The sequence below is a fragment of the Nitrospira marina genome, assembly GCF_059568365.1.
Genome location: NZ_JCANTH010000001.1, coordinates 3,270,803 through 3,291,064, shown reverse-complemented (window position 1 = coordinate 3,291,064; position 20,262 = coordinate 3,270,803). Strand labels below are relative to the sequence as shown.

Sequence of the window (20,262 nt, the reverse complement as noted above, 5' to 3'; positions counted from 1 at the left end):
CAAGCCGGAGGTGATCGTGGACCCTGCGGCATGAGCTCCCTTCACGACTCTTGGTGGTGGCCCAGACAGGTGTAGGCTTGAGTTGGGAGTCAGCCTAGCTATGACCTTTCGCAACAATGTCGCCGCGTTTCTTTGGAGCTTTTCGGCAATTTTCCTGTTGCTTGTTGCGGCCATGACATATGTGTTTATCCGCGACGGAACACCAGTCGGCTATTCTCCGATCATCGTCACTGGCGCGATGGCCCTCTTCTGGGTTGGTGCGGTGGGTTTCACCGCATATTCCACCAGCAAACATTGTCTTCGTGTCACCGTCCAATCCGATTCACATGTCTTCATCACATGGCACTTCCCGTTCAGGAAGGAAGAGAGAATTGTGGCGCGTACCGATATCGCTCCTGCAACAGTGGTCGAGTCAACTGACGATGAAGGTGCCCCATACTTCTACGCTCGCGTCCCGATTAAGGATGGAACGATGATAGATCTCGCAGAGGGGCACCATCGGGCGTCATGTGAAGCGACTTGCATACGCTTCAACGCGATTCTGGGCCAGCGCTCGACTGAAGCAACTGTGTGAGGACATGGCGAGAAGGTCTTAACGGACGTTTCAGCAAGGCTCTTAAAGGAGATACTCCTATGAAATCGAAACAATGCATCCTGTTCCCGCTTCTGACCCTCATCGCCTTATTTCTTGGTTCGTCCTTTTCCATTGCGAGTGGGGAAACCGCAAAGGCCGGGCTCGGGCAAGCGCAAGCGTCTGCGGTCAAATGGCAGGCGGACGCGGTTCTGGTCCAAATCATCACCGTCTCAGGAAATATGGACGGCACCGCGGAGAAATGGAGCTTTCTCTTCCATTCACCTCAGGCCAAAAAGAGTTACAAGGTGGACGTGAAGGACAGCAAAATCGACCATACACTTGAAGTGTCGCCGAGTTTCACTGATGCGGTAGATGAAGACTTCATTGATAGTGCCCAGGCGATGTCAGAAGCGAAAAAGAAAGGGCTCAAAGGGAAGAAAAGAGCCATGATGACGCTCCACGTCATGCTCCAAGGCACCAAAAGCCAGGGCGCCTATTGGAATATCGTGAGTGATCAGGCGGAAGGCAGGAGCACCCTCATTAGGGCTGAGACGGGAAAGTTCTTCAGACATCAGCCACTCAAGTAGATGGAATCGAAGATCTCGGAGGCTAACTCCTTTTGCCCGAGAGCCCAGTCTCGGAGTTTAACATACCAGAGAGCGCTCCTGGACTTCGTCGGTCTACCCGTGGATATAACAGATTACAAGACTTGACCCTAAATCCCTGCTATTTGATAGTAATCCTATGACTATTGAAGATACATGGCCAATACCAATAACAGGAGAAAATGCCTTTGAAGCAATATTGTCGAAGCTTCATGGTAATCTTTTGGCGCAGAAATTGGCCAAAGAAGTTTACGAATTTTATGGAGACTTTTTGACTTATGCAGAAAGTCACGAAGCTTTATCAAGCCAATTCCGATTTGATATCCAGCATGAACCTATTATTTCACTTAAAGCAGCTTCTATACTTTTGAGCGTAGATAATGGGCGAGAAGCAGAGGCTCTTGCTCACGAACTTCTTCATTTGCAATTGCCTATACGTGGGTTCCCATTAATTGAAGGGGCTGAGATACCTGATGGGATGACTGAGGAGGCTGCCGAGGTTTTTATGGATAAGTACCCTAAGATTCAAAATTTAATTCACCATGAACTTAATATTGCGAATTTTAAAACACTTGGGTATCTCAAACGGCATTTTTTGTGTGGATTTTGTCCTCCACCGTTCGATTACAAGGCAAAGGTATTGAACCCCTTACCTCACATTGTTAATGCCCCGCAGGATTTTTCATGGTGGTGTTTGGAATATTTCCGTCATTGGATAGCTTTCCGGCAGGGACAAGGCCATAAAGTGGAAAATCATGCAAATGATGCTCTCCAATGGGGTTCTGAACAATATCCTTCTTTGAGACAAGCCGCTGAGGGAATGATGGATTGGGTGAAAATTGGAGAATTTAAAAATTCAGGCCAATACGTTGATCAGGTAAACAATCTATTAGAAATTATGAAAATTCCCAAGGTGACAAAATGGGCATTACTTGAATGTTCAAATCCTCAAAGACCAATTGCAAAGAGAATGATTGTATAATGCGTTTTAGATTCCAGGGATTTTGTTGATCAAGCACCATCATTTAAAGTCTCAACCCGGTGCTATCTGATCTTCTTTCCTTTAAACCAACACCTACTCTACCCAATCTCGCACTGCCCTTATTCTCTCACTGATTCCAGTTTTTGGTGATTAGTATAGTATTAGTGGACTTGAAGGGTGATGGAATTTGGAGTGCCGGACATGTCTAGGGTAAATATCCCTGTATACCCTTTTGTGGATGACTTCAATCGCGAAATGACGAAATCCGCATAGGATTAACGTCGGAAAAACTAACTGCGACGTCTGATCCATTTTTCAAGTTCGACGGCAATAAACACGATCGTTGAAAGAATGAGACAGAGCCCTAATTGGTCCAGAGTTAAGGGCCTGGTATGAAAGAGGGGATTGAGGAACGGCACGTAGACGGTGGCCATTTGAAGGGCGAAGGTGAGGACCACGGCTCCCAATACCCAGAGATTGGTCAAGGGTCCCCGCTGAATAAATGATTCCTGCTCCGCACGAATCGCCAACACATGGCCCATTTGGGAGAGGGTGAGGACGGTAAACACCATGGTTTGCCATTCTCCCTGATCGGCCTCGTAAGCCCACATTTCAGTAGCCAGCGATACACCACCCATGAGTAGTCCTACCCACAAAATGTGTTGCCAGAGGCCACCGGCAAAGATGCTTTCATTCGGCGGGCGGGGAGGGCGCTGCATGATGTTGCGCTCTTCGGGTTCCATGGCGAGGGCGAGGCCGGGTAAGCCGTCTGTGACAAGATTGATCCATAAGATTTGAATCGGAAGCAGGGGAATCGGCAGGCCGAATAAGGGTGCCAGGAAAATCGTCCAGATTTCTCCGGAATTGCTCGTCATCGTATATTTCACAAACTTGCGGATGTTGTCATAGATCCGGCGTCCGTCCCGGACGGCGGTGACGATTGTCGCAAAGTTATCATCCAGCAAAATCATGTCAGAGGCTTCACGGGCTACGTCTGTGCCGGTTTGCCCCATCGCAATGCCGATGTTGGCCTGGTTCAACGCGGGGGCGTCATTCACCCCATCGCCGGTCATCGCGACAAACTCTCCCCTGGTTTGCAGGGTTTTGACGATGGCAATTTTTTGCGTGGGTGTAATGCGGGCATAGACGCGAATATGCTCCACCAGTTGCGCCAGCTCTTCGGGGGAACGGTGTTCCAATTCCTGGCCGGTCAGCACCGTGGTGTCCTTATTGATAATTCCAACGCGTGAGGCAATGGCCTGGGCGGTGCCGGGGTGATCGCCGGTGATCATGACTGGGGTGATCCCTGCCGATTGGCAGAGGGCGACCGCCTTCGCGGCTTCTTCCCGTGGCGGATCCATCATGCCGACTAATCCGAGGAAGATGAGTTCGCGTTCGACAGTCGAGGAAGTCATTTCCGTGGGTGCTTGATCCCATTGCCGATAGGCCACCGCCAAAACCCGCAAGCCTTCATTGGCCATCTGTTCGGCCTGCTCTAATAGATGGTCGAGATGTAGTGACTGAGGGCCGGTCTGTGTGAGCATGGATTGGCAAAGCGGAAAAAGTTTTTCCGGCGATCCTTTGGTAAAAGAGATGGTGCCCTTCGGCATTCGATGCATTGTCGTCATACATTGGCGATCTGAGTCGAAGGGGATTTCTTCTATGCGAGGATTTGTGGACTCTAATGTGCTTTTGTCATACCCAGCCTCCACCGCCGCCAGATACAATGCCACTTCTGTGGGATCACCCAAGGTCTGGCCTTCGGGCTGTGCCTTTGCATCGTTGTTGAGCGCCAACCCCAGAAAAAACAGATGAATGGGATTGTGGAGGTCGGCTTCGCTGTCGGGTTGTCTACCCGCAGATGGGCGCAGTATGTTCCCGGCCACCGACATCTGCTCCACACGCATGGAGTTTTGTGTGAGCGTGCCTGTTTTATCAGAGCAGATATAGGTGACGGAGCCTAAGGTTTCTACGGCGGGCAGTCGCCGGATCAACGCCTGCTTTCGCGCCATTTTTCGTGCGCCCAAGGCCAGCGAAATGGTGACGACGGCTGGTAAGGCTTCAGGAATCGCGGCCACGGCCAGACTCACGGCCGTCAGGAACATGAGCACCGGCGGCTCACCCCGCCAGACGCCCACAGCAAACAACACAATACAGATTGCCAGAACGGCCAGCGCGAGGCGTCGTCCAAACACCGCCAGGCGTTGTTGCAAGGGCGTTTTGATGTCTTCGTCCTTATGCAGGAGCGACGCGATTTGTCCTAGCTCGGTCTTTAGGCCGGTGCCAATGACGATCCCTGTGCCGCGGCCATATGTCAGGAGCGTGCCTTTATAGGCCATATTCCGTCGATCACCCAGGGAAAGTTTCGGGTCGTCCAGCGGGTCGGTCTGTTTGTCCACCGGGACGCTCTCGCCTGTGAGCGCCGATTCATCCACTTTAAGTTGAATGGCTTCGATGAAGCGAAGGTCGGCAGGGATGAGGTCTCCGGCTTCCAGCAGGACGATGTCGCCCGGTACCACATCGAGCGTGGAGAGCGAGGCGACCTGCTGCTCACGTCGAACGCGCGTTGTAGGCGTGGCGAGTTTCTTAATAGCCTGCATGGCTCGGTCCGCCCGATATTCCTGCACAAATCCGATGATACCGTTGAGCACCACAATGATGATAATCGCCAGGGCATCCAGACGCTCCCCCAATATGCCCGAGACAATGGCGGCGCCAATAAGCACCAGAATCATGAAGTCGGTAAATTGATCGATGAAAATTCGCGTGAGACTGCGCTGGCGGTGTTCGGGAATGGTGTTTTGGCCATGCTGTTGCAACCGGCGGCGGGCTTCTCCGGCATTCAGCCCCGTGTGAGGATCGACTTCCAGCCGTTGACTGACATCCGGGATAGAAAGAGTATGCCAGACCGTGGTGGCGGAAGATGGGGGGGAGGTCTCCGTGCGGTTGTTGGACTCGTTGGTCATCTTTAGTAGTGCGTCTTCAGGTGTGTCTGAAGTGTTGCTGATCGTGAGTGGCAAAACATCTTAGATTCAAATTATTCAGACAGGAGAGAACCCGTCATGCTTTGATTAGGCCTGCATTAAATTGTCATTCTGAGCCCATGGCGAAGAATCTGTGCCCAGAGTGAAGATGCCACGGCTTAGTCAGATTCTTCGTTTCACTCAGAATGACATGGGTTTGTCGTCTGCGTGTTTCATATTGATCATTTCCCATTGAGGATGGCTTGGCTGACCCGGGAAATTTATCAGTTACCCCTCTTTAATTTGATACATCTCATGGCATGCCAGGCATCTGGTCGTGATAGTCGACAGGCGTTGAAGAATATCCTGTGATGTCGTGCCCCCGGTGATCGCATCCGCCAATTCGTCAAAATCCCGATGCACGGACATGCCGAGCTGTTTAAGGGGAAGAGGAAGTTTAAGCATGAGGGAGGGGTTGTCATCTACAGCCATCTTCATTCCGGCCGAACGGGCCGCTGCTGCAGCCTGAGCATGTCCTTGGCTCTGGTCAGGATCGCTCAGGCCCGTCACGACGCCATGCACGGCCTGAAGGAGTTGCCGCATTTCGGTCAGGATAAAGTCACGTTCGGTTGGAGCAAGATGCACAACCGTTCGGCCATCGGCTGAAGGGGTGGTTGCCCCTTGAAAAAAGAACCAGCCCAGCAGGCCGGCGCTGACTATCCAGAGCACGAGAGCAACCGGGCAAAGAATTTTTGAGAAGGATGGTGAAGATGACAACTGGAATCTCCTTATTTATTTAATAACCTCGTAATCCCCTTCCTGTGGAGATCAGCCTTGCTACGTTCAGAAATTGACTTCATTTTGGGAATCGACTGGGGCATTATTCTACATGACGAATGATTTTGACTGTACCTCTTTTCCCCAATGCTCCGGCTCATCGTTTTCGGCCCATTGAAGATAGTTGAGGTTTTGCTAGTTATATCTATCATTTCAAGTTCTCACAAAATAAGGCATATCTCTTGCCAAATAGATTATCAGTGAGTGCTAGCGACAGGGATACATTCAGGTGAATTGATGGGAGGCCGATGATCCAAATCCGTATTCATGGCAGAGGAGGGCAGGGCGTGGTGACTGCTGCGGAGCTCCTGGCGTTAGCGGCATTCCGGGATGGGAAGGAGGCGCAGGCCTTCCCCAGTTTTGGATCTGAACGGACCGGTGCGCCGGTAACCGCATTCTGCCGGATCGATTCTCAACCGATTCGGAGTCGGGAGCCGGTCTATCATCCGGATGTCTTACTCATACAGGACTCCACCCTGCTGCATCAGGTGGATGTCTTTGCCGGATTGGCTGTATCAGCCTTCGCTCTCATTAATTCCACGCGACATCTGGACGCGCTTCATCTCACGGAATTTGTCACCCAACATCCCGGAGTGCAGATGCATACACTCCCCGCATCCGATCTGGCCCTGAAACAACTTGGGAGACCCTTTGCCAATATCGGGATGGTGGCAGGTTATGCGGCCCTGACCGGGGAAGTCAGCAAAGCTTCCGTGAATCAGGCCATCACAGAGAAGTTTCCTGGAAAGATTGGAGAATTAAATGCGGCGGTGGCGGTAGAGGTGTATACCTATGTTTCGGCCAATCTGGCCAAGGTCTAATTCAATCAAGGATTCAACAGAAGACCATGAAACACCATATTGAAGGATCTCAAGCCGTGGCCCACGCCGTGGCCCTCTGTCGGCCTGAAGTGATGGCCTGTTATCCGATTTCTCCTCAAACCCATATTGTCGAAACTCTTTCACGCAAGGTCAAAGCGGGAGAAGTGGGGAAATGCCAGTTCTTGAATGTCGAATCCGAATTTGGGGCGTTAAGCGTGCTGATCGGGGCCTCGGCCATGGGCGCGCGAACCTATACCGCGACGACAAGCCAGGGTCTTTTGTTTATGGCCGAGGCCGTCTATAACGCGGCGGGATTGGGTCTTCCCATTGTCATGACGATTGCCAATCGCGCCCTTGGCGCGCCGATCAATATCTGGAACGATCATTCGGACAGCATGTCCATGCGGGATGCCGGTTGGATTCAATTGTTTGCGGAAGATAATCAAGAAGCCATCGATCTTCATATTCAAGCTTTTCGCCTAGCTGAGGAACTCAGTTGCCCGGTAATGGTCTGTATGGATGGCTATATCCTCACTCATGCCTATGAGGTGGTGGACCTTCCCACGCAAGAGCAGGTGGATGCGTACCTGCCGGTGTTTGAGCCCGTTCAAGTGTTAGATCCGCAGGATCCTGTGTCCATCGGCGCGATGGTCGGACCGGAAGCTTTTGCCGAGGTGCGGTATCTTGCGCATGACAAGCATCTGCGAGCGTTAGGGGCGATCCCCCGACTCTCTCGGGCTTTTGAGGATATTTTTCAGCGTCGGTCTGGTGGACTGTTGAAGGCCTATCACACGGATGAGGCTGAAACCATTCTGCTGGCACTGGGATCGGTGAACGGTACCATTAAAGACGCGGTGGATGATTTGCGCAAAGAAGGATGGCCGGTCGGTTCTATTGCGCTCTGTGCGTTTCGACCCTTCCCCTCCCATGCTCTTCGCCATGTTGTTCAGAATACCAAGCGGATCATTGTTTTTGAAAAAGATCTGGCAGTGGGTAAGGGGGGCATCGTGTCCAGCGATGTGAAGATGGCACTTCGGGGATTACCAACTATCGTGGATACGGTGATCGCGGGACTTGGAGGTCGCCCCATTCCTAAAGCCTCGGTCATGGATACGGTGAAGCAGGCATGCCTGGAGGGTCTGGAGGAACCTCATTTCCTCGATCTGAATTGGGACGCCATTAATCGGGAATTGACCAGACAGCAGGCGCAGCGGCGTTCGGGACCCACCGCAGAAAATATTCTCCGGGAAATCGGTGCTCCCGGCGCATCGCCCATTTAATTATTAGGAGTGAGGCCGGTATGTCCTATCAACGAGTGAAATTTTATCAAACGGGAACCTTCACGGTTGGCAACCGGTTACTGGATGAATCCGATCGCACGGTCCAAGCCGGGATGGACCGAACGAATTCACTCAATTCCGGCCATCGCGCCTGCCAGGGGTGCGGTGAAGCGTTGGGCGCCCGCTATGCTCTTGATGCGGTGATGCGCGCCACACAGCAGCAGATGGTTGCGGTGAATGCCACCGGCTGTTTGGAAGTCTTCTCCAGTCCCTATCCGGAAAGTGCCTGGCAGATTCCCTGGATGCATTCGTTATTCGGGAATGCACCGGCGGTGGCGAGCGGCGTGGCGGCAGCCCTGCGGGCCAAAGGCAAGACGGATATCCGAGTCATCGCCCAGGGCGGAGATGGCGCGACGGTTGATATCGGGTTCGGGTGTTTGTCCGGGATGTTCGAACGCAATGATGACGTGTTGTATGTCTGTTACGACAACGAGGCCTATATGAACACCGGAGTGCAGCGTTCGGGATCCACCCCGCCACGAGCCTGGACCAATACCACGCAGGCCGTGGGAACCGACCCCGGCAACCCCATGGGCATTGGAAAAAATCTGCCACGCATTGCGATGGCCCACGGTATTCCCTTTGTGGCCACGGCCTCGGTGGCCGATCTCCATGATCTGGAAGCCAAAGTGACGAAGGCCATGAGCATCAGGGGCGCACGGTATATTCATATCCATGTGCCCTGTCCGCTAGGCTGGAAATCGGATCCTGCACAGACGATCAAGGTTGCCCGCCTGGCGGTGGAAAGTGGCCTCTTTCCCTTGATTGAAGCCGAAGGGGGCGAAGTGACCGATCGAACACCTATTAGAAAAAAAGTTCCTGTTGAGCAATACCTCGAACTTCAAGGTCGGTTCAAACATCTCTTTCATCCACGAGATGAGGGTGCTCTTGAAGCAATTCAGGCGATGGCGGATGCGAATATTGATCGGTATCAGCTCCTTCCTGTCAAGGCATGATGATGGAACAGAAACCCTTTGCCATTACCTTGAACCCCGCTTCCAGCCTGGCCAATCATACCGGCAACTGGCGGACCATGCGTCCGATCTATGTGGATCACCTTCCGCCCTGCAATCAGGGCTGCCCGGCTGGTGAAAATATTCAAGGCTGGTTGTATGAGGCGGAGGAAGGGAAATATGAACAGGCCTGGCGAAAAATTATGGAAGAGAACCCTTTCCCGGCGATTCATGGTCGCGTGTGTTATCACCCATGTGAAACGGCCTGTAATCGGGGGCAGCTCGATGAGCCCGTGAGCATTCATGCCGTTGAGCGATTTTTAGGCGATTATGCGATTGAGCAGGGTTGGCAGGTGGAGGCGGGCGCGGCAACCGGAAAGCGGGTCCTGGTTGTCGGCGCGGGACCGAGCGGCCTTTCTGCTGCATATCATCTCGCCCGTTTGGGACATGCGGTGACCATCATTGAAGCGGGGCCGAAGCCGGGGGGCATGATGCGGTTCGGAATTCCACAATATCGTCTGCCCCGGAATGTCCTGGACGCTGAAATTGCAAGAATTGTCGCCATGGGCATTTCGATTTATCTGAATCAGAAAGTCGACAATTTAGAAACGACCATCAAAGAGGGCGGATTCGATGCCGTGTTTCTGGCCATTGGGGCACATCTGAGTAAACGGGTTGATATTCCCGGCCGGGATGCCGGCCGGATGATCGATGCCTTGGGATTTCTTAAAGGAATGGATGGCCGGACTGTTCCCAAGATCGGTCGGCGGGTCGTCGTCTATGGTGGAGGTGATACGGCTGTTGATGCCGCGCGAACCGCCAAGCGCCTGGGTGCCGAGGAAACGATCCTGATTTATCGGCGTGATCGCGGGCACATGCCCGCCCATGATTTTGAAGTGGGAGAAGCCTTGGAGGAGGGGGTGCTGACCCGATGGCTGCATACCATCCGACAAGTGGACAATACGACGTTGACCGTTGAGGAGATGACGCTGGATGAGCAGGGGCACCCTCAACCCACTGGCCGGATTGAGACCTTGGAGGCCGACACGGTTATTCTGGCGGTGGGCCAGGAAGTGGATACCGGGTTTTTAGAGAATGTGGCGGGATTGGATATTTCGTCCGATGGGGTGATTCAAGTCGATGCCTCAATGATGACCGGGCGTGCGGGAGTGTTTGCCGGGGGGGATATGGTTCCTGCAGAGCGCACGGTGACGGTGGCCACCGGCCATGGGAAAAAAGCGGCACGGCATATAGATGCGTATCTCCGCGGATTTGAGTATCGGAAACCATCGCCCAATACCGTTGCGACTTATGACCGGCTCAATACCTGGTATTACACCGATGCGGATAAGAGTCGGCAGCCCTACCTGGATCTGGCCAGGCGTCGCGCCAGCTTTGAAGAAGTGGTCGGCGGTTTGGATAAGGACACGGCCTTGCTCGAAGCCCGACGTTGTCTCTCTTGCGGAAATTGCTTTGAGTGCGATACCTGTTATGGCGTGTGTCCGGACAACGCCATTATCAAATTGGGCCCCGGTCAACGGTACGAAGTGAATTATGACTATTGCAAGGGATGTGGTGTGTGCGCGGAAGAATGTCCCTGCGGCGCCATCGATATGGTTAAGGAAGTCAGATAGGAACAGGACATTGGTGGGCACACCGGAGTTTGGCAGTTGGAACAGGTACGAAGAGTTATTTGACAGCAATACACACGGCACAAAGGATGCGTCACACCCGGGAGACAATGTATGAAATACCTATTAGCAGTTGATGGATCGGATCAATCAATCGATGCGATACGGGCGTTTGAAGGGCTGAGCCCCGCGGAGAGCTTGATGGTGTTACATGTGGTGAATGTGCCGGGTATCCCCTATCCGTCCATCGGGGCGGGGATCGCGAAAGATTTGAGGTTGGCGGTGGACAAGGCGATGAGGGAAGAAGGCGAACGCATCATTGAGCAGGCTTTGTCCCTCCTGCCTCTTCATCCGGGATCGGTCATGAGACGACTGGAAATGGGTACTCCTGCCGAGGTCATTCTCACCATGGTCAAGGAGAAGGGAATCGATCTCGTGGTGTTGGGCGCCAGGGGTATTGGTCAGATTCGAGAGCAGATGTTCGGGAGCGTTTCGCATCGTGTGATGACCCATGCGTCGTGTTCGACTCTGATCATTAAGAAGCCCACTCGGAAGATCCAGCAGATTTTAATTCCTGTTGAAAGTCAGGAAGACGGAGAAATGGTCGTGCGGTTTTTGAAAAAGAAGCCATTCCGGGAGCCGATCGCTGCGACCGTTCTGCATGTCATTCCGTTTTCAGAACCGGTCTGGCCGGTGGGTGCAATGATTTCTCCAGAATTTCGAAAAGAAATGATCGCCTATGGGGAGAAATTTACCAACGGGCTCAGCGCGGAATTGAAGCAGATGGGGCATGAGGCCAAAGGTATTGTCGTCGTCGGGGCACCCTCGCACACGATCATTGAAGAAGCGAGCAAATATGCTGCTGATGTGATCCTGATGCGGACACATAGCCGGTCCGGCGTGAGTCGCTTTCTTTTGGGGAGCGTCTCCCATTCCGTGGTGCATCACACTGATTCTTCAATTTTGTTTGTGCGTGAATGACCCGGTCTTAAGGACCAATCTGGACAAACATTCCTTTTCCGAGGTTGTATGCAAAAAACCTGGTACCTTATTGGTGCAATTGCGATAGGCGTGGTAGTTTATTTCTATCTGGTGTTTTGGTGTCCCAGCCCCTGCCAGTAAGGGCAATCTTGACTTTAGTCGCACGTCCTCCTCCATCCGCTGACACATTTTTTTTCGATTGGGCAATCCTGTCCGGCTTTACTCCCCGAAGAGGTCGATCTGGTCGCCTTGAAGTGGTAGAGTAAAGACTAGCTCCCCGGTCCTGCCAAATCTTTCGGCCTGTTCTGGCCACATTCCTCAAGAATCTGCGACTAGGTATTGAGGAGGGTATTGAGCTCTTTTCCATTTCTGTTCATATGGGGCATTCGGGCCCAACATATGAGGGTGCTGGAGGAATATCAGGGGGCCGAATAAGCTGGTGGAGCCTTCGAGTCGCTCAGAAGCTGCCAGGCGACAAAAAACCAGATTGTCCGTTATAATAAAGGAAAGGTATAAAGAAGGAGGGTATTTCCTCTTTCATTCAAAGGATATCAATAAATGATTAATAAAGCGGACAGGAAGAAGGTCTCATTGCTTCTGGGGTTAGTCTTGACCCTCAATGTGGTGTGTGCAAACAGTCTGGGGGCCAGTCCGTCTGTTCACCAGATTCCGCATCTGATCATTCCCATCCTGGGGACATCTCTCAACAAACAATTCAGGCCGGTAGGCATGGTAAGCCAGGTGGTGATTGATGTCTATGAGCGTCAGGATCGCAACGGCCTTCAAATCCAATTTCATACCGAACCAGGAAATTTTTCCTTGTTTGCCCGTCAGTCGATCCATGCAGCCATCACTCGGGCGCTGGCTGCTGCCAATCTTCCGTCGGAATCCCGGACTGTTCTCCTGAAATTTCCCTATACCGGCCTTACGGTGTATGGGGAAAGTCTTTCGGCCATGGTGGGCCTGAGTGTGGTGTCCATGATTAAGGGCGATCATCTCCTGGAAGGTCGGGCTCTCACCGGAACGATTACGGAAAGAGGATCGATCGGAGCGGTGGGAGGGCTTCAACTCAAAATTCTAGCTGCCTACGAAAATCACTTTCAGCGTGTGTTGGTTCCCAGCGAATATGATGTTCGGGATGGTGACTGGCGTACGCCGTTTCTGATGCATGTCTCCCCCGTTGGGACGGTGGATGAAGCGTACTTCGGACTGACCGGGCATCACTTAGCCACGCTTCCCTAACAACACCCTACTCCTTTTCCCTTTCTGCCTAAATACAAAAGCTTAGTTGTTTGTATTTATAAAATCCCGTTTTCAATAGTGACTGTTTTGGTGCCATCTGAGTGGTGGTTAACATCGGTTTGATACGGGTAGCTTTCGCATAAATGGCATACAATTGGTCATAAACCCCTGGGCTTAAGCATAATCTCCCCTATCTTTGTTTCATCACAAAATCAAGATCTTCCACTCTGTGCCCTCCCTGTAAGTCCTTGATTGGGACCGTCCGAATCTTAAGAGGTTTTTCGGGTTCTTGGTAACAGACCTAAAAGTCTGGCAACAGAGAATTCCATCGGCCGGTAAGATAAAATTCCCTTGAGAACAGGAGCCGGGAAACGGAAAATAGGGATTTTTGGGAGATGATTCATCACTCTTTTGCAAGATAATGAACGGGAAACAGACTCTTGTCGAAACCTCATCTAGTTCTGAAGGTTAACTTCTGAGGGAAGGATTCCGAATTAACTACCAACAGAAATAATCCCCACCGTTATTAATAATCACGAAGGGTTTGGTAGGAGAAGCTGGGTATGACCGAACATGTGGAACTGAGGGAACGATTACGTGCCTGCCCCGCTTTGCCAAGTTCCCCAGCCGTGGCAACGCGACTGATTCAACTGATGGAATCACCATGTCCGGATGTAGAAGAGATTGTTCAGGTCTTGTCCAGTGAATCCGTGCTCACCGCAAAAATATTGCAATTAGCCAATTCTTCACTTTTCCCGTATAAGTGCCAGGTAACCACATTACTCAAGGCGGCCATTCTTATTGGCTTTAATGGAATCTTGGCCACCGCCTTATCCTTTACCGTGGTCCAACATTTCCGAAAGGAAGGCTCCAAGGGTTTAGATTTAGACCTGTTCTGGCGTCGGAGTCTTCTGATTGCATCTGCGTGTCGCTCTATTGGGGATGTCTGTGGACAAAAAAAAGATACAGAAGAACTGTTCTTGGCCGGATTAATTCAGGATATTGGTATGCTAGCTCTGGATCGCTTGAATCCAGAGCTCTATCACTCAGAGGCGCTCAATCAATCGTTGCATGCGGAGGTCATCGCGCATGAGCGTGACATGTTGGGGGCCACTCATGCTCTGGTTGGGAGTTGGTTGCTCACGGGTTGGAATTTTCCATCAAAAATTTGTAAGGCGGTTCAATTAAGTGATGAGCCTCGACTCTTGCCGGATTCCGGCGGACCGGAAAAATTTTTCAATTGCGTGGGGTTCGCGGTGATTTTGGCAGGATTAGTCATCACCCATGCCTCGGATGAGACTTTCCTGGCACAGGTGGATCTTGCGGAAAGTAGCTTGGGGATCGATCCGTTTGCCTTTGCCCAAATCTTGAGAAAAATGAAAGATGTTGTACATGAGTCCGAAAAACTTTTTGAGATGAACAGCCACAGTGAGGCGAATCTTCATCAATTGATGGAACAGGCAAGAACCGTATTGAGTCATCGACATGTTCCGCTTGCCAATCAACTCGATGCGCTGTTTCTGCAGAACGCGATGCCCGGCGCGGGCTAGTCCTGTCCCTTTTTCCCAACATCCGCTTGAAGCAATTCCTTCCGCTCATTCATTGAAGAATTGGTATATTGGTAGTTATAGACTTCCGAGATAATCTGTCCCTCTTCGGTCTGCCGTTTTAAGGATTAATACCAAGGAATTTTCAACATATTCTGGGGAGTTGTTCGCCAGACAGGAGGTCCAGAATTCGGTGCGTCTTATAGGATGTTTGAAGAATGACCTGAGGCGTATGATTCGAGACGAGGGGAAGCACCTCCCCGATTTCGGCCGCGTGTTCCGAGATCGCATAGCTCTTAAGAATGGAGAGGGCTTTCTCCACGTCACCGGATGGCAGAAAGAGAACACATCGTCCTTCATTTGCCACGTAGAGCGGATCTAACCCGAGAATTTCACATACCCCACGGACGGATTCACTGACCGGAACGTGTGACTCGTTGATCGCCATCGTAACTCTGGCCGTTGTCGTCAGTTCATTCAATGCGCTGGCCAGTCCGCCACGAGTGAGATCCCGCAGGCAATGAACCGCCACACCCTTTTCTATCAGCTCCGCGACAAGTTCATGAAGCGGCGCGGAGTCGCTGGCAAGATCTCCGGAAAAAGTGAGTCCTTCCCGCATGCTGAGCACGGCCATGCCATGTCTGCCGACATCGCCACTGACGATAATCCTGTCGCCGGGAGTAATGTGGTGGGGGCCAATATTACATGACGGTGGAATGATGCCAAGCCCGGTGGTATTGATGAAAATCTGATCGCCTTTTCCGCGATCCACCACCTTGGTATCGCCGCAGACAATTTGCACTCCACATGCTTGTGCGGATTTCGCCATAGAGCTGACCACGTGTTTGAGAGTGTCGACGGATAACCCTTCCTCCAGAATGAACCCGGCACTTACATACCGGGGAATGGCCCCCATCATGGCCAGATCGTTGACGGTTCCGTGGATGGCCAGGCTGCCAATATCTCCTCCAGGAAAAAAGAGTGGTTGCACGACATAGGAATCGGTCGTCATGGCTAACCGACCGTCCAGGGCAGGGATTAAGGCACTATCTTGTAGCGTGTTCAGAAAAGGATTGGAAAAGGCCTGAAGAAAAATCTCATGAATGAGGGTTTGCATGAGATAACCCCCACCGCCATGGGCCATGCGAATGGTGTCATCAGCGGAAAGTGAGAGGGGGCAGTGAATGTCAATGGTGGGTTTAGGGTTCATAGTTCACCTGGGGCGACTTCGTGGTGTCGATATCGATAATAGGCGGCGCAAGCCCCTTCGTTCGACACCATTGGAGCTCCAAGGGGGTGGTCTGGCGTGCACCGGGTACCAAATGCTGAACAGGCTGAGGGTTGCATGAGACCCTGGAGAATTCGTCCGCTCTGGCACTCAGATTCAAGGATGTTGGCACGGCTGCTCAGCCGAATGCGTCCTTTGAAGATTCGAAGAGCGTCAAATTCGGCGAAGGGTTGGCGAAGTTGTAAGCCACTCTCCGGGATTTCTCCTATCCCGCGCCAATTGCGGGAGACGGATTCAAAGACTTCGTCCACAACCTTGCGAGCTTCAAGATTTCCCGACCGATGAACAGAACGGGCGTATTGGTTATCCACCTTATGGCGGCCCTCTTCCAGTTGTGCGACCACCAACTTGACCCCTTCTAAGATATCCACCGGCTCGAATCCGGTGACGACAATAGGCACCCGATATCGGAGACAGATGGGCTCATACATTTTATAGCCCATGACGCTGCAGACATGTCCGGCAGCCAGAAAGCCCTGCACTCGATTCTCAGGGGATGAGAGAATGGCTTCCATGGCCGGAGGGACTAATACGTGAGCCACCAGTAGACTAAAATTGGAAAGGTGAAGACGGCGGGCTTGGAGAACCGCCATGGCTTGAGCCGGAGCGGTTGTCTCAAATCCCACGGCGAAGCAGATGATCTGACGTTGAGGATTACTCTGAGCAATCCCCACCGCATCCAAGGGGGAATAGATGATGCGGATGTCTCCTCCCTGGGCTTTCACGTGGAGGAGATCTTCATGAGATCCGGGCACCCGCAGCATATCGCCGAATGAACAGAAAATCACCCCAGGAAGCGCAGCCATTTGGCATGCGGTGTCAATGAGTTCGATGGGGGTGACGCATACAGGACATCCCGGTCCATGAATGAGTGTGATGGCTGGAGGCAGGAGGCGATCTAATCCATACCGGACAATGGAATGGGTTTGCCCGCCGCAGACTTCCATAATGGTCCAGGGATGGCGGGTAATCCGATGGATCTCTCTGGAAAGCACGCGCACGGCGTTCGGATCTCGAAATTCATCCACGTATTTCATGGAGAAGGGCTTTCGTCAATTTGACCAGAACTTAGTTGTTCAATCAGCGATAACGATTCTTTAGCCGCTTGCTCATCGACTTTGCTAATGGCGAATCCGACGTGAACGATCACATAATCGCCAACGTCAGCTTCCGGAACCAACGCTAAACACACTTTTTTCGTCACGCCGGCAAACGACACGGTTCCCGTGCGGAGTGCATCATCATCAATGCGTTGAATTTGTCCTGGAATCGCAAGACACATGGTGTGTGAACGATCGATTATGCTGGGTGATGTTGTTGGGCTAACTGGTTCATGGTTATAAAGGCCTGTCCCAAAGATAGGCTCCCATCATTGGGACTAAACAGTTGTGGAGTATGGACGGCAAACCCGCGTGTAGTGAGTGCCGTTTCGGAAAGCTTGAGGAGAAGAGCATTTTGAAAGACGCCACCGGAGAGTATGATCTGATGACACTGAATGCGCTCTGCAACATCCGTAATCAACATGGCGAGTGCGTGATGAAATCCGAGTGCAATCTCCGATGGACTTTTCTTTTCTGAGATGTCATGGACAATGTCGGAGATCAATGGTCCCCAATCAGCCACCCATGGCCCTTGCGACCCTGAGGGAGATTGTAAAGAAATGCAATAGGGTTGAGACTGGGTTTGACTCGTTTCACGATCTGCCAAAAATTCAAGGGCCATGGCCGCTTCACCTTCAAAACTCGCCACTTGTGATAGACCTAACAACGCACTCACGGCATCAAAGATGCGACCGATACTGGTCGTGGTCGGACAATGGGTATCTTTATCCAATATGGCAACCAAAGATTCAGTCATATGGTGTCCTAGAGATTGCATTGGTGGAAAATCCAGTTCAAATACTCGCTTACCAACAACCTCATACAGTAAGGCCAGCGCCACCCGCCGTGGTTCCCGCATGCAGGTCTCCCCGCCGGGCAGCGGAAACGGGCGAAGATGGCCGATTCGTTGAAATCCTGAAGGCTCACAGAGCAAAAACTCTCCGCCCCACAGAATTCCGTCCGCACCATATCCGGCTCCATCCCAGGCCACTCCAAGGACGGAACCACTCAACCCATGTTCGGCCATGCACGATGCAATATGGGCATGGTGATGTTGGACGGGAATAATTGGGATATGACGTTGTTGCCCAAACTGGTGAGCGAATCGGGTTGTACGATAGTCCGGATGACTATCGCACGTGATGGCTTGTGGCGTCAGATCGAACAGGGTCAGAAAATCGGAAACCGTTCGTTCGAATTGCGCGGAGGCTTCAGCTGTTGAGAGGTCACCGATATGATGACTGACGAGAACGTCGTCCTGCGTCGTGACCGCGATCGTATTTTTCACATGTCCCCCTACGGCCAAAATACAGGGAAGACTTTTGTTGCTGTCCGACAATGTGCTCAATGGAAGAGGTGTGGGCACATACCCGCGTGCGCGACGAAGCATTACCGGTTTCCTACTCACCACTCGCACTATCGAATCATCCACCGGTCGGGCAATCGGGCGGTTATGGACGAGGAACGCATCGGCAATTCCGCGAAGGCGTTCCAATGCGTCCTGTTCGTCAAAAACGATAGGTTCATCTGATCGGTTTCCACTCGTGGCTACGACCGGGATTGGCATATGGGCCATCATGAGGTGATGGAGTGGGGTGTAGGGCAGCATGGCTCCCAGGTAGGGATTATCGGGTGCAACGTTGGAAGATAAGGTCGACGGATCGGTTCGTCTCAATAAAACGATGGGGGCGGCGGGGGATGTAAGCAGTTCTGCTTCCTTTGGACCGACTAGGCAATGTTGTGCGACCATGTCTAGGGAAGGGAAAAGAACGGCAAAGGGCTTGATGGGGCGATGCTTTCGCTGACGCAGCCGTTGAACGGCCTCGGATGATCGGGCGTTCACCCACAATTGAAAGCCTCCTAATCCCTTCACCGCGAGAATGCCGCCGTTCATGATAATGTCACAGGCTTTTCGAATCCCATCTTCTCGCGGCGCCAGGATGCTCCCTTCATGGTTCCATAACGCAATCTGAGGCCCGCACGTCGGACAGGACATGGTTTCTGCGTGAAAGCGGCGATCTAAGGGACTGTCAAATTCGTGTTGGCAATCAGAGCACAGAGGGAACTGGTCCATGGTGGTGTTCAGGCGATCGTAAGGCAGACGGAGCACGATGCTATACCGTGGACCGCACTGTGTGCAGGTGGTAAATGGATAGCGATATCGACGGGACTGAGGATGGCTGATATCTTGCACACAGTTTAGGCACGTTGCCAGGTCAGGGGAAATCACGGGTTGTCGCCGGCCATCCGATTGACTGGGACGAATAGAAAAGGTGTGTTCGCCCACTTTGGGGATTTGTGTCACTATGAGTGTTTGAATCCTTGAGTGGCGAGGAGATTCGGTCTGAAGACGCGCCTGGAAGCGTTGGAGGTTGCTGGTCTCACCTTCCAGTTCGAGTATGGCGCCTTGACCGGTATTCGCCACCCAACCGGCAAGAGAGAGTTCATGTGCCAACCGGAAGACAAAAGGCCGGAATCCCATGCCTTGAACAACTCCGCGAACGATAAGCCGGATCCGTTCGTTGCAACCTGGTGTGGTAGTGGAAGAAGCCGCAAGCGTCATTCCGTTGGCCCCAGCAATTGAATGTCTTTGAGTACCAATTCCGGCAGCTCTTCCCATAGGACATTTCCTGACGAGCAGTGAGGACAGACATACGTCTCAGGCCCTCGGTCAGTTGTGTATCCACAGCATCCACAAGTGCCTTTCGCAGATAGGATACGGATGTCGAGAGTCGCGTCAGAGGCCGGCGTCCCCAGCGCAGCGAGATGAAAGGTGGTCTGTAATTCCTCTGAGGTATGACTCGCCAAATGGGAATGGCTACTGATTTCCAGCCGGATGAGAATCAGATGGGTTCCAGGATGGCTTTGACAGATTTCGGTCACTCTGCTCACCATCTGACGCATTAATTGGAGTTCGTGCATGTCGGCTGCCCCAATTCTTCAGTAGCAATACGGATCACCACGGCGTTGATGGCTTCGACGACTTTTGGGGATAACTCACACCCGTATTGGACAGTGCCGAGTTCAATGCCGTAGATCACCACGGACGGAGGTAATTCTCCTAATGTATTGGCCAGTGTCAAGGCTGCTCCCAAACCCAAGCCGTGAGTGGAGGAACCGGATGTGTTCCACGCAAGCCGGCCGATTGTTTCCAGGTCCTGTGGGATCGTGAAACGAAGGAGTGTGCCTTCTTTGGATTGGCTGGAAACCGCATCAATCAGAATAAGCTTATCCGTTCCTTCCATTTCATGAAGGAGAGTTAAGCCTGCCAAACCGCCTTCAATAATTGAAATGGAAGGACTTTCATAAGGAAGAAGTTGACGGGCAACCACAATGCCGACGGCATCATCTGCACGGAAAGCGTTTCCCAACCCGATAATTTTGATGGTGGGCATCAA

The 20,262-nt window shown here is 52.2% G+C and carries 18 protein-coding genes; 10 read left to right on the top strand and 8 right to left on the bottom strand.

Going from position 1 to position 20,262, the window contains the following annotated elements:
- Nucleotides 1–100: 100 nt before the first annotated feature.
- The 3 genes from LX98_RS14045 (at nt 101) to LX98_RS14035 (ending at nt 2,161) form a co-directional block, all read left to right on the top strand.
- On the top strand, nt 101–574 hold the full coding sequence (locus LX98_RS14045; RefSeq protein WP_496429497.1) for a hypothetical protein: 474 nt from the start codon (nt 101–103) through the stop codon (nt 572–574).
- Between the two features lie 59 nt (nt 575–633).
- Nucleotides 634–1,161 carry a hypothetical protein gene (locus LX98_RS14040; RefSeq protein ID WP_496429496.1) on the top strand — a complete coding sequence of 176 codons (528 nt, stop codon included), beginning with the start codon at nt 634–636 and terminating at the stop codon, nt 1,159–1,161.
- A 157-nt stretch (nt 1,162–1,318) separates the two neighbouring features.
- Nucleotides 1,319–2,161, top strand: a complete 843-nt coding sequence (locus LX98_RS14035) for a hypothetical protein (RefSeq protein ID WP_496429495.1) — start codon at nt 1,319–1,321, stop codon at nt 2,159–2,161.
- 290 nt (nt 2,162–2,451) lie between these two features.
- On the opposite strand, the gene LX98_RS14030 is transcribed toward LX98_RS14035, so the two are convergent.
- The gene (locus LX98_RS14030) at nt 2,452–5,127 is read right to left on the bottom strand and encodes a calcium-translocating P-type ATPase, PMCA-type (protein WP_496429494.1); all 2,676 of its coding nucleotides are present in this window, start codon (nt 5,125–5,127) and stop codon (nt 2,452–2,454) included.
- Nucleotides 5,128–5,412: 285 nt separating this feature from the next.
- Nucleotides 5,413–5,901, bottom strand: a complete 489-nt coding sequence (locus tag LX98_RS14025; protein WP_496429493.1) for a hypothetical protein — start codon at nt 5,899–5,901, stop codon at nt 5,413–5,415.
- A gap of 308 nt (nt 5,902–6,209) precedes the next feature.
- On the opposite strand from LX98_RS14025, the gene LX98_RS14020 reads away from it, so the two are divergent.
- From LX98_RS14020 to LX98_RS13990, 7 genes are all read left to right on the top strand, one after another.
- Nucleotides 6,210–6,782, top strand: a complete 573-nt coding sequence (locus LX98_RS14020) for a 2-oxoacid:acceptor oxidoreductase family protein (protein WP_496429492.1) — start codon at nt 6,210–6,212, stop codon at nt 6,780–6,782.
- A 26-nt stretch (nt 6,783–6,808) separates the two neighbouring features.
- Nucleotides 6,809–8,062, top strand: coding sequence for a pyruvate ferredoxin oxidoreductase (gene porA / locus LX98_RS14015; protein WP_496429491.1), 1,254 nt, complete (start codon nt 6,809–6,811; stop codon nt 8,060–8,062).
- A 20-nt stretch (nt 8,063–8,082) separates the two neighbouring features.
- Complete coding sequence (locus LX98_RS14010) at nt 8,083–9,078, top strand: thiamine pyrophosphate-dependent enzyme (RefSeq protein WP_496429490.1); 996 nt, start codon at nt 8,083–8,085, stop codon at nt 9,076–9,078.
- On the top strand, nt 9,078–10,709 hold the full coding sequence (locus tag LX98_RS14005; protein ID WP_496430610.1) for an NAD(P)-binding protein: 1,632 nt from the start codon (nt 9,078–9,080) through the stop codon (nt 10,707–10,709). The genes LX98_RS14010 and LX98_RS14005 overlap by 1 nt, the downstream gene beginning before the upstream one ends.
- Before the next feature lie 111 nt (nt 10,710–10,820).
- Nucleotides 10,821–11,687 carry a universal stress protein gene (locus LX98_RS14000; RefSeq protein ID WP_496429489.1) on the top strand — a complete coding sequence of 289 codons (867 nt, stop codon included), beginning with the start codon at nt 10,821–10,823 and terminating at the stop codon, nt 11,685–11,687.
- A gap of 558 nt (nt 11,688–12,245) precedes the next feature.
- Nucleotides 12,246–12,929 carry a S16 family serine protease gene (locus LX98_RS13995; RefSeq protein ID WP_496429488.1) on the top strand — a complete coding sequence of 228 codons (684 nt, stop codon included), beginning with the start codon at nt 12,246–12,248 and terminating at the stop codon, nt 12,927–12,929.
- A 563-nt stretch (nt 12,930–13,492) separates the two neighbouring features.
- Nucleotides 13,493–14,479 (top strand): HDOD domain-containing protein, encoded by a 987-nt coding sequence (locus tag LX98_RS13990; protein WP_496429487.1) that lies wholly within the window; start codon nt 13,493–13,495, stop codon nt 14,477–14,479.
- Nucleotides 14,480–14,621: 142 nt separating this feature from the next.
- Here LX98_RS13990 and hypE read toward each other — a convergent pair whose 3' ends face one another.
- From hypE to LX98_RS13960, 6 genes are read right to left on the bottom strand one after another with little or no spacing between them, the layout of a single operon-like run.
- Complete coding sequence (gene hypE, locus LX98_RS13985; protein WP_496429486.1) at nt 14,622–15,686, bottom strand: hydrogenase expression/formation protein HypE; 1,065 nt, start codon at nt 15,684–15,686, stop codon at nt 14,622–14,624.
- Nucleotides 15,683–16,801: a hydrogenase formation protein HypD gene (hypD, locus tag LX98_RS13980; protein ID WP_496429485.1), complete on the bottom strand. Its 1,119-nt coding sequence runs from the start codon at nt 16,799–16,801 to the stop codon at nt 15,683–15,685. The genes hypE and hypD overlap by 4 nt, the downstream gene beginning before the upstream one ends.
- Entirely contained in the window at nt 16,798–17,046 is a 249-nt protein-coding gene (locus tag LX98_RS13975) for a HypC/HybG/HupF family hydrogenase formation chaperone (protein ID WP_496429484.1), read from the bottom strand. Before LX98_RS13975 ends, hypD begins: the two co-directional genes overlap by 4 nt.
- Nucleotides 17,047–17,063: 17 nt before the next feature.
- On the bottom strand, nt 17,064–19,484 hold the full coding sequence (gene hypF / locus LX98_RS13970) for a carbamoyltransferase HypF (RefSeq protein WP_496429483.1): 2,421 nt from the start codon (nt 19,482–19,484) through the stop codon (nt 17,064–17,066).
- The gene (locus LX98_RS13965; RefSeq protein WP_496429482.1) at nt 19,424–19,786 is read right to left on the bottom strand and encodes a hydrogenase/urease maturation nickel metallochaperone HypA; all 363 of its coding nucleotides are present in this window, start codon (nt 19,784–19,786) and stop codon (nt 19,424–19,426) included. Before LX98_RS13965 ends, hypF begins: the two co-directional genes overlap by 61 nt.
- On the bottom strand, nt 19,768–20,259 hold the full coding sequence (locus tag LX98_RS13960) for a hydrogenase maturation protease (protein WP_496429481.1): 492 nt from the start codon (nt 20,257–20,259) through the stop codon (nt 19,768–19,770). The genes LX98_RS13965 and LX98_RS13960 overlap by 19 nt, the downstream gene beginning before the upstream one ends.
- Nucleotides 20,260–20,262 lie beyond the last annotated feature (3 nt).

Bases quoted from the DNA above. Each gene is read 5' to 3' on its own strand.
- LX98_RS14045 (WP_496429497.1), top strand. From the start codon at position 101: ATGACCTTTCGCAACAATGTCGCCGCGTTTCTTTGGAGCTTTTCGGCA.
- LX98_RS14040 (WP_496429496.1), top strand. From the start codon at position 634: ATGAAATCGAAACAATGCATCCTGTTCCCGCTTCTGACCCTCATCGCC.
- LX98_RS14035 (WP_496429495.1), top strand. From the start codon at position 1,319: ATGACTATTGAAGATACATGGCCAATACCAATAACAGGAGAAAATGCC.
- LX98_RS14030 (WP_496429494.1), bottom strand. From the start codon at position 5,127: ATGACCAACGAGTCCAACAACCGCACGGAGACCTCCCCCCCATCTTCC.
- LX98_RS14020 (WP_496429492.1), top strand. From the start codon at position 6,210: ATGATCCAAATCCGTATTCATGGCAGAGGAGGGCAGGGCGTGGTGACT.
- porA (WP_496429491.1), top strand. From the start codon at position 6,809: ATGAAACACCATATTGAAGGATCTCAAGCCGTGGCCCACGCCGTGGCC.
- LX98_RS14010 (WP_496429490.1), top strand. From the start codon at position 8,083: ATGTCCTATCAACGAGTGAAATTTTATCAAACGGGAACCTTCACGGTT.
- LX98_RS14005 (WP_496430610.1), top strand. From the start codon at position 9,078: ATGATGGAACAGAAACCCTTTGCCATTACCTTGAACCCCGCTTCCAGC.
- LX98_RS14000 (WP_496429489.1), top strand. From the start codon at position 10,821: ATGAAATACCTATTAGCAGTTGATGGATCGGATCAATCAATCGATGCG.
- LX98_RS13995 (WP_496429488.1), top strand. From the start codon at position 12,246: ATGATTAATAAAGCGGACAGGAAGAAGGTCTCATTGCTTCTGGGGTTA.
- LX98_RS13990 (WP_496429487.1), top strand. From the start codon at position 13,493: ATGACCGAACATGTGGAACTGAGGGAACGATTACGTGCCTGCCCCGCT.
- hypE (WP_496429486.1), bottom strand. From the start codon at position 15,686: ATGAACCCTAAACCCACCATTGACATTCACTGCCCCCTCTCACTTTCC.
- hypD (WP_496429485.1), bottom strand. From the start codon at position 16,801: ATGAAATACGTGGATGAATTTCGAGATCCGAACGCCGTGCGCGTGCTT.
- LX98_RS13975 (WP_496429484.1), bottom strand. From the start codon at position 17,046: ATGTGTCTTGCGATTCCAGGACAAATTCAACGCATTGATGATGATGCA.
- hypF (WP_496429483.1), bottom strand. From the start codon at position 19,484: ATGGGAAGAGCTGCCGGAATTGGTACTCAAAGACATTCAATTGCTGGG.
- LX98_RS13965 (WP_496429482.1), bottom strand. From the start codon at position 19,786: ATGCACGAACTCCAATTAATGCGTCAGATGGTGAGCAGAGTGACCGAA.
- LX98_RS13960 (WP_496429481.1), bottom strand. From the start codon at position 20,259: ATGCCCACCATCAAAATTATCGGGTTGGGAAACGCTTTCCGTGCAGAT.